This is a genomic window from Yersinia nurmii, from assembly GCF_001112925.1.
In the GTDB taxonomy this organism is placed as follows: Bacteria; Pseudomonadota; Gammaproteobacteria; order Enterobacterales; family Enterobacteriaceae; genus Yersinia; species Yersinia nurmii.
The window spans coordinates 139279-153044 of the sequence record NZ_CPYD01000003.1 but is presented as its reverse complement, the minus strand read 5'-3'; the positions used below and the strand labels follow the sequence as shown (position 1 = coordinate 153044).

Genomic DNA, 13766 nt, shown 5'->3' with positions numbered 1-13766 from the left:
TCCCGCGTGAGTATTCGTTTAATTTGTGAAGAAGGTGCCGATCCCGGCACCTTATCTATTCTGGCTGAACGCTGGGGTTTGATTTCTGACGAGCAGGCGACAATGGCGCTGGTGTTAACGCCAACGCAATTGGAGCTGCGTAAGTTGGATGAACCCAAGCTCGGCGGGATTTTTGTCGATTTTGTTTCCGGTACTCTGGCTCATCGCCGTCGTTTTGGCGGCGGACGCGGTGAGGCGGTGGCGAAAGCCGTTGGGATCAAAAAAGGCTATTTGCCGAACGTGGTAGATGCAACCGCCGGTTTGGGGCGCGACGCTTTTGTTTTGGCGGCTTTGGGCTGCAAAGTCCGGATGCTGGAGCGGAACCCGGTAGTGGCTGCGTTGTTGGATGATGGCCTACGGCGGGGTTATCAGGACCCTGAAATCGGTGGCTGGTTACAAGAACGTATGACTTTGCTACATGCTTCCAGCCTGACGGCGTTGGCCGATATCGATCCGCGTCCGGAAGTGGTTTATCTTGATCCTATGTATCCGCACCGGCAGAAAAGCGCGCTGGTGAAGAAAGAAATGCGAGTGTTTCAGTCATTGGTTGGCGCGGATGAGGATGCTGATGGACTATTGGCACCGGCGCGCGCACTGGCAACCAAAAGAGTGGTAGTGAAGCGGCCTGACTACGCTGAACCTTTGGCTGGCGTGCCCGCTCAGGCAGCCATTACGACGAAAAGTCACCGCTTCGATCTTTATTTGCCCTAGGCAATATCGTTTAAATTCGTTGCCTAAACTCCCCATTCCAGCACGACGTTTTTGCCAGAATGGGGTTTTATTATCCGGCCTTAACTTAAAGTACGCCCTGCGCCAGCATAGCATCGGCCACTTTCACAAAGCCTGCGATATTGGCACCATGAACGTATTGCGTCTGTTTCCCTTCTCCGCCGAATTCCACGCAAGACTGATGAATATCCAGCATGATGTGACGTAAACGTACATCCACTTTCTCTGATTTCCAGCTCAGGCGAGCCGCATTCTGCGCCATTTCCAAACCAGACGTGGCAACGCCGCCAGCATTGGCAGCCTTACCCGGAGCAAACAGCACGCCAGCCTCGATAAAAGCATCAGTGGCCTGAATGGTCGTGGGCATATTTGCGCCTTCCGCGACGGCTTTCACGCCGTTGGCGATAAGCTGACGAGCGGCGGGCAGATCCAATTCATTTTGGGTAGCGCAAGGCAGAGCGATGTCGACCGGCACGTTCCAAGGCTGCTCACCCGCCAGATAGGTCAGATTGCGCTCGCGGGCATAATCTTCCACGCGGCCATAACGTTGGTTTTTGATTTCAGATAGGTGAGCCAGTTTTTCTGGCGTAAAGCCAGCCTCATCCACCAGAGTGCCGCCAGAATCGGAAACGGTAATCACGCGCGCGCCCAATTCCATCGCTTTCTCAATGGTGTACTGCGCTACGTTACCCGCGCCGGATACTGCTACTTTCATGCCTTCAAAGCCCAAACCGTGGCGTTTCAGCATAGCGTCGGTGAAATAAACCAGACCGTAGCCGGTAGCTTCTGGGCGAATCAGACTGCCACCGAAAGACAAACCTTTGCCTGTGAACACGCAGGCGGTGTTGTTGGACAGCTTTTTCATCATGCCCGTCATAAAGCCAACTTCACGACCGCCAACGCCGATATCACCGGCTGGCACGTCGGTGTCTGGGCCAAGATGACGATAGAGTTCGGTCATCAATGCCTGACAGAAACGCATGACTTCAGCCTGACTTTTCCCTTTAGGGTTGAAGTCGGCGCCGCCTTTGCCGCCACCCATTGGCAGAGTGGTGAGCGCGTTTTTGAAGGTTTGTTCAAAGCCGAGGAATTTCAGAATCGAAAGGTTGACCGAGGGATGGAAGCGCATCCCGCCTTTGTAAGAACCGATTGCGGAGCTAAACTGCACCCGCCACGCGCGGTTAACCTGTACCTGACCTTTATCATCAACCCATGATACGCGGAACTGGATTACGCGCTCAGGTTCAACCAGACGCTCCAGCAGGCTTTGCTCGCGATAACGCGGATTCTGTTCCAGGAATGGCCATAGGGAGGTGAAAACTTCACGGACTGCCTGAAGGAATTCCGGTTGATGGGTGTCACGTTGTTGTAAAGATTCTAGAAACGACTCCAGAGAGGCTAAATCATTCATCAAAAAAGATTCCTTTGTACATGGTAGAGCCCCGCTAACGACTTCTTATTGGAATGAGTATGGCGAAATAGTGAGAGGGCGATGTTGTGTCTTTCTTGACTATATCACCGCTTTCTATTTATACCGCAAGGGTTTTCTCACTGAAATATAACGAAGTTATTTGGGTGGGGGACAAAGGGTTTTGGGGTTATATCATGAAAAACGCCTGCATAGGCAGGCGTTTTAAGTGTATATTAATTCAATCTTGGTTTATTCGTCGTCATCTTCGTCTTTCAACGGAACGATCAACATGTCGACGTGAACAGTATTAATCAGCTGGCGAGCAGAGGACATCAGCTTGCTCCAGAAGTCCTGATGGTGGCCACACAGCACCAGATCGATATCGTATTTTTTAATCGCATCGACCAGAACCTGACCCAAATCGCCGCTACCGCTTAAGGTTTCAGTGATTGGATAACCTGCATTTTGGGATAGCTCGGTCAACGCGCTGTGGGTTTCTTCAGAAATACGTTTCTGCATGTCGCCCAAATTAACATCGATCAGGCCGGTATAGAGATCCGAATAGTTAACATCCACATGGATCAGGGACACTTTGGCATTGTATGGTTTGGCCATAGAGACCGCTTTCTCAACCAACACCTTGCTTTCCGGAGACAGGTCTACCGCAATCAGAATGTGTTTGTAAGCCATAAGTAAACTCCTTCCATAATGCTAATTAATGGGTAAGCAATCATTCAGGTAACTGAACGGGCGCTAAGGCTATGTCTAGATACTATCACTATGATCCATAAGCGAAGTGATTCACCGATCACAACGCAGGCTTTTAATTTTACGCTTTAAAGCTTAAGTCACTGTTTTACACCAACAGACGGCTTAATCCTATTGCTCAGACCGCTGTTGTCAAATATTTGGCTGATTATCCGACCATGATTTAGCTCGCTATATCCATAATTATAGTACTGATAAAGCGGTGAGTATTGACCAAAATCGCCGGTTGGCTAGGTTTTATCTCTGCATTTAAGTTAAGAGAGACTAACTATTTTGAGCTATTTCTGGCGATTTTTCACTGAAATTCACACCTAAAAGCTTCAGTTGCGTACAAAATGTGACCGGATAAATCAGAGATTATCAGGCTATTTCTGATTTCATTTCCTACACTGGTAAATGGGTTAGGCAAAATTTTAGCGGTAGCGTCGGCTCATATATAAAAAAGGGTGATAGAGAGGCATGTTTCTGAGCCTCGGGGATGGTTGTAATGGCTAGAGCGGGCGATGGCGTAACGGTGAATCAAGGTGTCGTTAACGCGAAATATCGCTGGAGGGGGAAATCATGATCAGTACCGTCGCGCTTTTCTGGGCTTTATGTGTGGTATGCATGGTGAATATGGCGCGTTATTATTCGTCTCTACGTGCGCTATTAGTGGTGTTACGCGGCTGTGATCCATTGCTGTATCAATATGTGGATGGGGGCGGCTTTTTCACTTCTCACGGACAACCCAGTAAACAAATTCGGCTGGTGCGTTATATCTACGCCCAGCGTTATACCGACCACCACGATCCGGAATTTATCCGTCGCTGTGAAAGACTGCGCGGTCAGTTCATTCTCACCAGCGCCCTGTGCGGCTTGGTCGTTGTCAGCCTGATGGCGCTGGCTCTATGGTACTAAGATGATTTTTGATGATAGCCAACTAAAAAAGGCGACCCCGATGAGGTCGCCTTTTTATTTGCGGTAACGTGGAGTCATCCAGCTAGGCTTAGATGAATTTCAACGCTATCCAGTACAGTGAACCGGAAAGAAGAATCGATACTGGCAGGGTAAGAATCCAAGCCAGCATGATGCTCTTAATGGTTTTACCCTGTACACCACCGCCATCGACCAGCATAGTACCGGCAACGGCTGAGGAGAGAACCTGGGTCGTGGAAACCGGCATACCAGTGTAGCTGGCAATACCGATAGAAACCGCCGCGGTCATCTGGGCCGAAACCCCTTGTGCGTAGGTCATTCCTTTCTTACCAATCTTCTCACCAATGGTCACTGCAACACGTTTCCAGCCAACCATGGTGCCCAGAGAGAGCGCCAAAGCAACGGCAACGATAATCCAGGTCGGTGCGTATTCCACGGTTTCCAGCAAATCTTTACGCAGGTTGTTCAGGAAACGGCTGTCTGCAGAACTGGTTTCCGGTAACTTGGCAACCGTGCCAGCAGTTTCGGCAACACACATCAGCAAGCGACGCATATGGCTGCGTTGCTCCACATTTAGGTCGTCGTAGCTTTGCAGGTTAGCCAACAGTGCTTGCGCATGGTCGATAGCAATCATGGCGCGAGAGCTGTCACAATGGAACTGTGCCGGTGTATCAGGCAGCATCTCTGGTGCAGGGACCAAAGGTTTCAACGCGATAGCGTGCGGCAAGGCTTCACTGTGTTGTTGATAATATTGCTGCAAATGAGTTACGGCATCCCGCGTACGGGCAATATCGTAACCAGTCGCGTTCATATTAACGACAAAACCGGCCGGTGCGACGCCAATCAGCACCAACATAATCAGGCCGATACCTTTCTGACCATCGTTAGCGCCGTGAGAGAAACTCACGCCGATAGCCGATAAAATCAGAGCTGTACGGGTCCAGAACGGTGGCTTGCGTTTACCGTCTTTCTTTTCACGCTCAGCAGGCGTTAAGTGAATACGAGCCCGCTTTTTGGTCCCGCTCCAGTAACGACGCAGCAGGAATACCATCAACCCTGCAATGATTAAGCCCACTAACGGCGACAAAATCAGTGACAGGAAGATTTGTATCATCTTCGGAATATTCAGTGCATCCACCACGGATGTACTAGTCATCAGCGCGTTGGTTAGGCCGATCCCAATGATGGCACCAATCAGCGTATGTGAGCTGGAAGCCGGAATACCGAAGTACCAGGTTCCCAGATTCCAGATGATTGCCGCCAACAACATGGAGAAGACCATCGCCAACCCATGAGCCGAACTGACATTCAACAGGAGATCTGTAGGCAATAAATGAACGATGGCATAGGCCACACTCAAACCGCCCAGCATCACGCCAAGAAAGTTGAATACCCCCGCCATAACCACAGCGATCTGTGAACGCATGGCACGGGTGTAAATTACGGTAGCAACCGCATTGGCTGTATCATGAAAACCATTAATGGCTTCGTAAAACAGCACGAACAAAAGAGCAAGAACTAACATAAGGCCGGTATGGAAATCCAGGCCAGCGAAAAGATGTAGCATAAGCGTTACGCCAGTTTGTGGACATGAACGCGGCGCATTATCGGTGACAATAGGGGTTGGGGAAAAGGAAAAAATGACCTTTCTTTGATATAAATGCGGATAGATGCATCATAACCATGAACATAACCATGAGATATCAGCAAGTTACTCTGGTTTACTGAATCTAACATTTTCTTACTATAGCGATCTTTCGGTTAGGGCCTTACAATCCTCCGCCGCTGATTATTCGGTTATTTGTGGTGAACACTGCGGTAAAATTGCGAAATATGAGTAATTTTGCGGCGATAATGATTTTACAGAGAGAGGCCGAAAGTGGAACAGTTTGACGTAGTGGTGGTGGGCGCGGGTGCCGCAGGACTATTTTGCGCGGCTCAGGCAGGGCAATTAGGGCGTCGGGTATTGCTGGTGGATAACGGCAAAAAGGCTGGGCGTAAAATCCTGATGTCTGGTGGCGGGCGCTGTAATTTCACCAATCTTTACGTGGAACCTGCGGCTTATCTTTCGCAAAACCCTCATTTCTGTAAATCTGCGCTGGCGCGCTACACCCAATGGGATTTCATTGATCTGATCAATCGCCACGGCATTGCCTATCATGAGAAAACCCTCGGCCAGCTGTTTTGTGATGATTCCGCGCAGCATGTGGTGGAACTGTTGCTGAAAGAGTGCGAATCCGGTCAGGTCACTATCCGTTTACGCAGCGAAATTCTGGCGGTCGAGAAAATCGATGCGGGCTTTGAATTACAGATAAATGAACATAAAGTGAGCACTTCCTCACTGGTTATCGCTTCTGGCGGCTTGTCGATGCCGGGGCTGGGCGCGACGCCTTTCGGTTATAAAATCGCCGAACAGTTTGGCCTGAAGATTTTGCCAACCCGCGCCGCGTTGGTGCCTTTTACACTGCATAAACCTCTGCTGGAGCATTTACAAACCCTGTCCGGCGTTTCAGTGCCCGCGGTAGTGACGGCTGAAAATGGCATCAGTTTCCGCGAAAGCATTCTGTTTACTCATCGTGGTCTGTCTGGCCCGGCAATTCTTCAGCTTTCCAGCTATTGGCAGCCTGGCGAATATGTGAGCATTAACTTACTTCCTGATACTGATTTGGACGCTTTCCTGAATAGCGAGCGTCAGGTACATCCGAATCAAAGTTTGAAGAATACGCTGGCGCAGCTGCTTCCGAAACGTTTGGTGGAGTGCTTACAGCTGCTAGGTCAGATACCTGATGTCACCTTAAAACAGCTTAATGTGCCTCAGCAAGCAGCGCTGGCGGTGATTTTGCAGGAATGGCAGGTGCAACCTAATGGTACTGAGGGCTATCGCACCGCAGAAGTTACCATCGGTGGTGTAGATACGCAGGAGCTGTCTTCAAAAACTATGGAAGCTCATAAAGTTCCGGGGCTGTATTTTATCGGAGAAGTGGTGGACGTGACTGGCTGGCTGGGAGGTTACAACTTCCAGTGGGCATGGAGCTCCGCTTGGGCGTGCGCACAGGCACTGGCGAGCAAATAGCCCGCTAGATGCGCATCTAAAAGTACCGATGGATAAAAACAAAAATGGCACCTGAAGATGGTGCCATTTCTATTTATAACGTTATATCGGCAGTTTTTAGGCTGCGGTAGCCAGTTTGGTGGCAAAACCGAGGAAAAGCAGCCCAACCATCGAATTACCCAGCTTGGCGAGACGTTTTTTCTCACTCAGGAAGTGGGTTAGTGCCGCGCCGGCAAAAATCAGCAGCGACATATAGACAAAGCTAATCATCTCCAGAATCACCGCCAGTATCACGAAGGACAGGCCGGTGTGGGCATAACTTTGATCGATAAACTGCACAAAAAACGAAACGTAGAACAAAATGGCTTTGGGATTGGTCAGGCTCAGGGTCAGCGCTTTGCGGAAAGTGTGTTCCACGACTTCGGTTGCTTCGCTCTGGCCTTGTTTCACCAAAGTGGTATAGAGGATTTTAAGCCCTAAATACAAGAGGTATATGGCACCGAGCATTTTGACCAGCGTAAACAGGAAAGGCGAAGAGCGGATCAGGGAAGCAATTCCCACATAGGCGCAAAATATCAGTACCGCATCGCCAATAAACACTGCCAGTGCAGCCTTGTAGCCTTCTTTAACACCGCGGGTAATGCCTGTTTTCAGAACGAACAGGGTGTTTGGCCCCGGCACGATAATAATGAAAATGGCACCCAGGACATACGTCCAAAGATTGAGTACTCCATAACTCTCAAACACAACAACCTCATCATCAATTCACGCTGTGAGCGACTATTCTGTCGGAAATCTGTCCATTAAAAGCGAGCGTATTCTACGCTGTTTCTCTGATTTATGGCAGCGGAGTGTGATCTCTGTCGTGTTTTATTTCGGGGGAAGATGGAAACAGATCGTGACGCGATCGGTCACGATCTTCGGGCTAATGTAAGGTTACATGAGAAGAAAATTCCGCTAATTCGGTGTTCAGGTGATTTATTTTGGATCTATTATCCTGGCCATATGATAAGCGTCGATATATTTACCATCGCGTAAGGCATAGCGTTTACTGGTTCCCTCGATTTCAAAACCAAATTTCTGGTATAGCGCGATGGCAATATCATTATCAACGAATACCGTAAGTTCAATTCTGTTGATGTTCAACCAGTTATCACATAAATCAATCATGGCTTTCATCAACGCACTGCCAACGCCCTGACCAAAAAAACCTGCGTCTACAGCAATGCCGAAGGTGGCAACGTGATTGCGGCGCGGTCTTTGTATTGTCTCAAGGCTGAGTTGACCAGCGACTTGTCCGTCGATACAGGCAACGTATTTATAGATACCTGGTGCGAGAGTCTCCAGCCTCTTTGCCCACAAATCTTGGGCAGGTAGCGGAAGCTGTAAGGTGTCGCGATACACCTTCGGATGTGCATATAGCTGTTGCAGAGCCAAATAATCAGAAGGTTCTACTGGACGTATTTGCACAAGAGACATAGGGCCTTTCCTATTGATTAGTGTTTGAATAACCTAACAAACTATCGGTTTATTCATCACAGTCAATTATATTCGCATTGATTAAAAATAATGCTTTACAGTTGAGAGTGATAATGATTATCATTGCCATGCTTTCAAGTGAGACCATCAAAGTTTAGGTGTTCACATGACGAAGGCACGACATTGCTCACATTGCTTCCAGTGTTTACTTAGCCAGCCGGGTGCTGGCTTTTTTTTTGCCTTTTCTAGATGGAATAGTCGCAACGACCTGTTTCATTTCCGTATTTTCTTCATCTGCAAACTAGTTATTTTTATGCTTTTTTCTTTGTCGAATTATTTGAACAGAGGGATGAGTTTTTTGCGCTTTCATATTTTCCTGCGACATCTAGACTAAAGAAAACGTTGAGGAGAATTGAATATGATTTATCTACGCAAAGCAGAAGAACGTGGTCACGCTAATCACGGCTGGTTAGATAGCTGGCATACCTTCTCATTCGCCGATTACTATGATGCTAACTTTATGGGATTCTCGGCGCTGCGGGTGATTAACGAAGATGTGATCGACGCAGGGCAGGGTTTCGGTACTCATCCCCATAAGGATATGGAAATTCTAACCTATGTACTGTCGGGTACCGTGGAACATCAGGACAGCATGGGAAATAAAGAGCAGATTCATGCGGGTGAGTTCCAGATTATGAGTGCCGGTACCGGTGTGCGCCATTCTGAATACAATGGTCGTGGTGACCAGCCGTTGCACCTTTATCAAATCTGGATTATTCCTGAGACCAATGGCTTGCCACCGCGCTATGAACAAAAGCGCTTTGATAATCCACAGGGGCGCCAGTTGGTGCTGTCTCCGGATGCTCGCGACGGTTCTCTGAAAGTTTTCCAGGATATGACGCTGTCGCGCTGGGCGCTGAAGAAAGATGAACAATCTGTTTATCAGATTCAGGCAGAGCGCCGAATCTGGATTCAGGTAGTCCGTGGCAAGGTTGCTATCAATGGTCATCACGCAGGCACCAGCGATGCCTTGGCTATTTGGGATGAAACCGCATTGTCGATTCATGCCGATGAAGACAGTGAGATATTGTTATTTGATCTGCCGCCGGTTTAACCTGCATTTATTGGCTAAAAAGGGTATGCGCATCGCGTTATACCCTTTTTTTTGTTAAAATCCCCGCCCGTCTCTCTTGCGCCAGTTCATTGATAATGAAGAAAAAAAGGCCAGTGCTTCAAGATGTAGCTGATATGGTTGGCGTCACGAAAATGACGGTTAGCCGCTATTTGCGTAATCCGCAGCAGGTTTCCGCCGTGCTACAGGGGAAAATTGCGGTGGCATTGGATGAGTTGGGCTATATCCCCAACCGTGCACCGGATATTCTGTCAAACGCCACCAGTCGGGCGATTGGCGTATTATTACCGTCATTAACTAATCAGGTATTTGCCGAGGTTTTACGCGGAATTGAGAGCGTCACGGACGTTCACGGCTATCAAACCATGCTGGCTCACTATGGCTATCAGAAAGAGCGGGAAGAACAGCGCCTGACCTCGCTGCTGTCTTATAACATCGACGGTCTGATTCTCTCCGAACGGGATCACACTCCCCGTACCTTAAAAATGATTCAGGTGGCCGGTATTCCGGTGATTGAATTGATGGATTGTATTTCCCCCTGCATCGATCTGGCGGTTGGATTTAACAATTTTGAAGCCGCTCGCCAGATGACTCAGCAAATTATCGCTCAGGGTCACCGTCACGTAGTCTATTTCGGTGCGCGTCAGGATGAGCGAACGGTGATTAAGCAGCAGGGTTACGAACAGGCGATGAGAGAATCAGGTTTGGAGCCGGTCAGTATTATGACCAGCCGCTCGTCTTCCTATTCTGCCGGTGGTGAGCTGTTGCGTGAAGCACAGGCTAGTTATCCGCAGATCGACAGTATTTTCTGTACCAATGATGATTTGGCTATTGGCGCGTTTTTCGAATGCCAACGTCAGGGATTATCTATCCCGCAGGATATGGCGATTGCCGGTTTCCACGGCCATGATATTGGGCAGTCGATGGTGCCTCGTTTGGCTAGCGTACTGACTCCCCGCGAAAAAATGGGGCAAATAGGTGCAGAACGCCTGATTGCCAGACTGCGTGGCGAACCGGTGTCACCCACAATGGTCGATGTCGGCTTCACTATTTTGCCCGGTGGCAGCATCTGAATAATGGCGTGACGCATGATGGCGTTAAAGAAAAGGCCCGCTATCTTTCGGCAGCAGGCCTTTTTTGTATGCACTTATCTTCAAACTCAGCGAATTAAATCACCATCGCCAATAATAGGCAGCCGACTAATCCACATACTGAAATGATGGTTTCCAGCACTGACCAGGATTTAATGGTTTCCATAATGGTCAGATTGAAATATTCCTTAAACAGCCAGAAGCCCGGATCGTTAACGTGAGAAAAAATCACGCTGCCGGAACCGACGGCAATAACCATCAGCTCTGGGCTGGCGCCGGTGGTGGCAATCAATGGGGCAACAATACCACCTGCGGTAATGGCCGCGACCGTGGCGGAACCCAGTGCGATACGCAACAGCGCCGCGATAGACCAAGCCATCAGAATTGGTGATACGCCGCTGCCACTCATCATGCCGGCAATATATTGTTCAACGCCACTGTCCACCAACACCTGCTTGAATGCGCCGCCACCACCAATAACCAACAACATCATAGCGATGATTTTAATGGAGTCGGTAACGGTCTCCATTACCGATTCCATGGAGCGTCCGCGGTTTAACCCAAAGGTAAAAATGGCGATTAATACAGCGATAAGGGTCGCAATAACCGGATCGCCGAAGAACTCGGCATAAGCCAGAACCGGATGGCCTTTTGGCAAAATCATCTCGGCTACGGCACGTAGCGCCATCAGAATAACCGGTACCAGAGCGGTCGCAACACTGACGCCAAAGCTCGGCATTTCTTCATCGGTAAAGGTTTTCGGGTTATATAAACCTTCAGGAACCGGCTTATCAATGCCTTTCAGGAATCGAGCATAAACCGGGCCAGCTAAAATGACCGTTGGAATGGCCAGCAAGGTACCGTACAGCAAGGTTTTACCCATATCGGCGTGGAAAATGGTCGCAATCGCCGTTGGGCCGGGATGAGGAGGCAGAAAGCCGTGAGTGACCGAGAGTGCAGCAGCCATTGGCACACCGATATACAGCAAAGGAATGCGCGCAGAAGCCGCAATGCTGAATACCAGCGGTAGCAATAGTACGAAACCGACCTCATAAAACAGGGCGAAACCGACGGTAAAACCTGTCAGTACCACGGCCCATTGGATATGTTGTCTACCGAATTTATCAATCAGCGTGGTAGCGATGCGTTGAGCACCACCGCAGTCCGCCAACAATTTACCCAGCATGGCGCCAAAGCCCATAATGAGCGCCAGACTGCCAAGCGTGCCGCCAACCCCGGCTTTAATCGAGCCGACCACTTTATCAACCGGCATTCCCTGCATAATTCCGACCGCCAGAGCGACCAGAATCAGCGAGATAAACCCGTTCAGTTTGAAACGGATCATCAGTAACAGCAGCATGGCAACGCCAACCGCGACAATGACTAATGGCATAGCATTTCTCCAACCTATTTATCGCTTTTCGTTATGATTTATTTACCCTGCTTTTTTCTCGCCGCCGCGGCGTTTTCTGACTTTGTACCTTGTCTCTTTTCCCGTTGCAGCGACATCGGCTGTTTTGGCTATCCCGATTCACTTAACGGGTTAAGTTCCTCGGATTTAGGCCAATTGCCGTTTGGCTGTAATCTGAAAGCTATAGGTATTGATATTGCTCACTTTGCTGCAGCTCGAAATGAGTAGGGTATGGTGCTTATCCAGGACAGGTAACGGGATAAGAACCTTCGTTTTATTATTACGCTCAGTCTTTAAACAGGCCGGCGTGATTGCGCGATTGAGTACAAAACCCGATGTTCTTCCCTTTGTGATAAAAGTCACATCTCCATTTGTTACCGGTATCATGATACCGGTAACATGTTAAAATACGGAACCGTCGAACAGGGTAAAATTCCCATTCTGAGATAGAGATCAAACTTATGGCAGGACATAGCATCATTGTGATGGGCGTATCGGGCAGCGGAAAAACGACGGTGGGTGAAGCCGTTGCTCATGAAATTCACGCTAAATTTATTGACGGTGATGATCTGCATCCGCGCGCCAATATTCAAAAAATGGCCAGCGGGCATCCGTTAAATGATGACGACAGAATGCCGTGGCTGGAACGTTTGAGCGACGCGGCCTACAGCCTGAATCATAAAAACGAAATCGGTATTATTGTCTGTTCTGCTTTAAAACGTCGTTACCGCGATCGCCTGCGGGAAGGCAATAAAGATATGGTTTTTCTCTATCTGAAAGGCAGCTTCGACGTAATTATGGAGCGCTTAAAAGCTCGTTCGGGTCATTTTATGCCCACCGATCTACTGAAAAGCCAGTTTGAAACCCTAGAAGAGCCTTTGGCAGACGAGAAAGACGTGATTTGCGTGGATATCGATGCCGATATTGATGAAGTGGTACGTCGCTGCGTGGCGGCGCTGAGCCATAAAATCTAGCTTCGGCACCGCTTGGCAATCGGGGGCCAATCGCGGCCCTTAGTGTGTTTTTATTGTCGCCCGGCCAATAGATTAGGTGGTGAGATAGGCTCTGACGCCATCTAAAAACATCTGGGTAGATAACATCACCAGAATTAATCCCATCAGTCGTTCCAATGCGCTGACGCCTTTATCTCCCAGCAGACGTAAAAATAAGCCTGACATCAACAAAATAACTGCGGATAAACCCCAAGCAATCAGCAGCGCCAACACCAAATGACTCATGCGATTTGGATATTGATGAGAAAGAAGCATCAACGTAGCCAATATTGATGGGCCAGCCATTAGCGGAATTGCCAGCGGTACTAGGAATGGTTCTTCTCCAGCAGGTAAATCGGTCGAGTTACCTTCACGGGAAGGGAAAATCATTTTGATGGCGATTAAGAACAGAATAATACCGCCGGAAATCGAAACGGTTTCAGTGCGTAAATTCAAAAACGCCAAAATATTTTCGCCCGCGAACAAAAAAATCAGCATTAAGATCAGCGAAATAAGCAGCTCACGAATCAGCACTACCCGTCGCCGCTTCGGCTCCAGATGCTTGAGCACCGACATGAAAATGGGCAAATTGCCTAAAGGATCCATTATCAAAAACAGCAACACGGTTGCCGCAATCATTTCTGTCATTGTGACCTCAACGGGCTAAAAGTTTCCGGTATATCAAACCAGAGACACTCGGGTATTAGGAGGATTACTGTGAATTCCTCCGGCATCGATTAAATTAAC

General features: G+C 48.8%; 13 protein-coding genes. 6 read left to right on the top strand and 7 right to left on the bottom strand.

Translation table 11 applies throughout. From position 1 onward, the window contains the following. The first annotated feature begins 6 nt into the window (after positions 1–6). On the top strand, positions 7–750 hold the full coding sequence (rsmJ, locus tag AD970_RS05485; protein WP_049597317.1) for a 16S rRNA (guanine(1516)-N(2))-methyltransferase RsmJ: 744 nt from the start codon (positions 7–9) through the stop codon (positions 748–750). 85 nt (positions 751–835) lie between these two features. Here the strand turns inward: rsmJ and gdhA are convergent, their stop codons facing one another. Beyond that, positions 836–2179: an NADP-specific glutamate dehydrogenase gene (gene gdhA, locus AD970_RS05480; protein ID WP_049597316.1), complete on the bottom strand. Its 1344-nt coding sequence runs from the start codon at positions 2177–2179 to the stop codon at positions 836–838. A 249-nt stretch (positions 2180–2428) separates the two neighbouring features. Then, on the bottom strand, positions 2429–2869 hold the full coding sequence (gene uspA, locus AD970_RS05475; RefSeq protein ID WP_049597315.1) for a universal stress protein UspA: 441 nt from the start codon (positions 2867–2869) through the stop codon (positions 2429–2431). Positions 2870–3508: 639 nt separating this feature from the next. Between uspA and uspB the strand changes: the two genes are divergently transcribed. Further along, positions 3509–3844 carry a universal stress protein UspB gene (uspB, locus tag AD970_RS05470; RefSeq protein WP_049597314.1) on the top strand — a complete coding sequence of 112 codons (336 nt, stop codon included), beginning with the start codon at positions 3509–3511 and terminating at the stop codon, positions 3842–3844. Between the two features lie 88 nt (positions 3845–3932). On the opposite strand, the gene pitA is transcribed toward uspB, so the two are convergent. After that, positions 3933–5429 (bottom strand): inorganic phosphate transporter PitA, encoded by a 1497-nt coding sequence (gene pitA / locus AD970_RS05465; protein ID WP_049597313.1) that lies wholly within the window; start codon positions 5427–5429, stop codon positions 3933–3935. A 312-nt stretch (positions 5430–5741) separates the two neighbouring features. Between pitA and AD970_RS05460 the strand changes: the two genes are divergently transcribed. Beyond that, on the top strand, positions 5742–6935 hold the full coding sequence (locus AD970_RS05460) for a BaiN/RdsA family NAD(P)/FAD-dependent oxidoreductase (protein ID WP_049597312.1): 1194 nt from the start codon (positions 5742–5744) through the stop codon (positions 6933–6935). Positions 6936–7031: 96 nt separating this feature from the next. Here the strand turns inward: AD970_RS05460 and leuE are convergent, their stop codons facing one another. Continuing rightward, positions 7032–7661 carry a leucine efflux protein LeuE gene (gene leuE / locus AD970_RS05455; protein WP_049597311.1) on the bottom strand — a complete coding sequence of 210 codons (630 nt, stop codon included), beginning with the start codon at positions 7659–7661 and terminating at the stop codon, positions 7032–7034. A 231-nt stretch (positions 7662–7892) separates the two neighbouring features. After that, entirely contained in the window at positions 7893–8393 is a 501-nt protein-coding gene (locus AD970_RS05450; RefSeq protein WP_049597310.1) for a GNAT family N-acetyltransferase, read from the bottom strand. A gap of 418 nt (positions 8394–8811) precedes the next feature. Between AD970_RS05450 and AD970_RS05445 the strand changes: the two genes are divergently transcribed. Both AD970_RS05445 and gntR read left to right on the top strand, forming a co-directional pair. Beyond that, positions 8812–9507, top strand: coding sequence for a pirin family protein (locus tag AD970_RS05445; protein WP_049597309.1), 696 nt, complete (start codon positions 8812–8814; stop codon positions 9505–9507). 95 nt (positions 9508–9602) lie between these two features. Then, the gene (gntR, locus tag AD970_RS05440) at positions 9603–10598 is read left to right on the top strand and encodes a gluconate operon transcriptional repressor GntR (protein WP_049597308.1); all 996 of its coding nucleotides are present in this window, start codon (positions 9603–9605) and stop codon (positions 10596–10598) included. Between the two features lie 94 nt (positions 10599–10692). On the opposite strand, the gene gntT is transcribed toward gntR, so the two are convergent. Further along, positions 10693–12009 (bottom strand): gluconate transporter, encoded by a 1317-nt coding sequence (gene gntT, locus AD970_RS05435; RefSeq protein WP_049597307.1) that lies wholly within the window; start codon positions 12007–12009, stop codon positions 10693–10695. A 479-nt stretch (positions 12010–12488) separates the two neighbouring features. On the opposite strand from gntT, the gene AD970_RS05430 reads away from it, so the two are divergent. Then, entirely contained in the window at positions 12489–13001 is a 513-nt protein-coding gene (locus tag AD970_RS05430) for a gluconokinase (RefSeq protein WP_049597306.1), read from the top strand. 72 nt (positions 13002–13073) lie between these two features. Here the strand turns inward: AD970_RS05430 and AD970_RS05425 are convergent, their stop codons facing one another. Next, positions 13074–13667, bottom strand: coding sequence for a YhgN family NAAT transporter (locus tag AD970_RS05425; protein WP_049597305.1), 594 nt, complete (start codon positions 13665–13667; stop codon positions 13074–13076). Positions 13668–13766 lie beyond the last annotated feature (99 nt).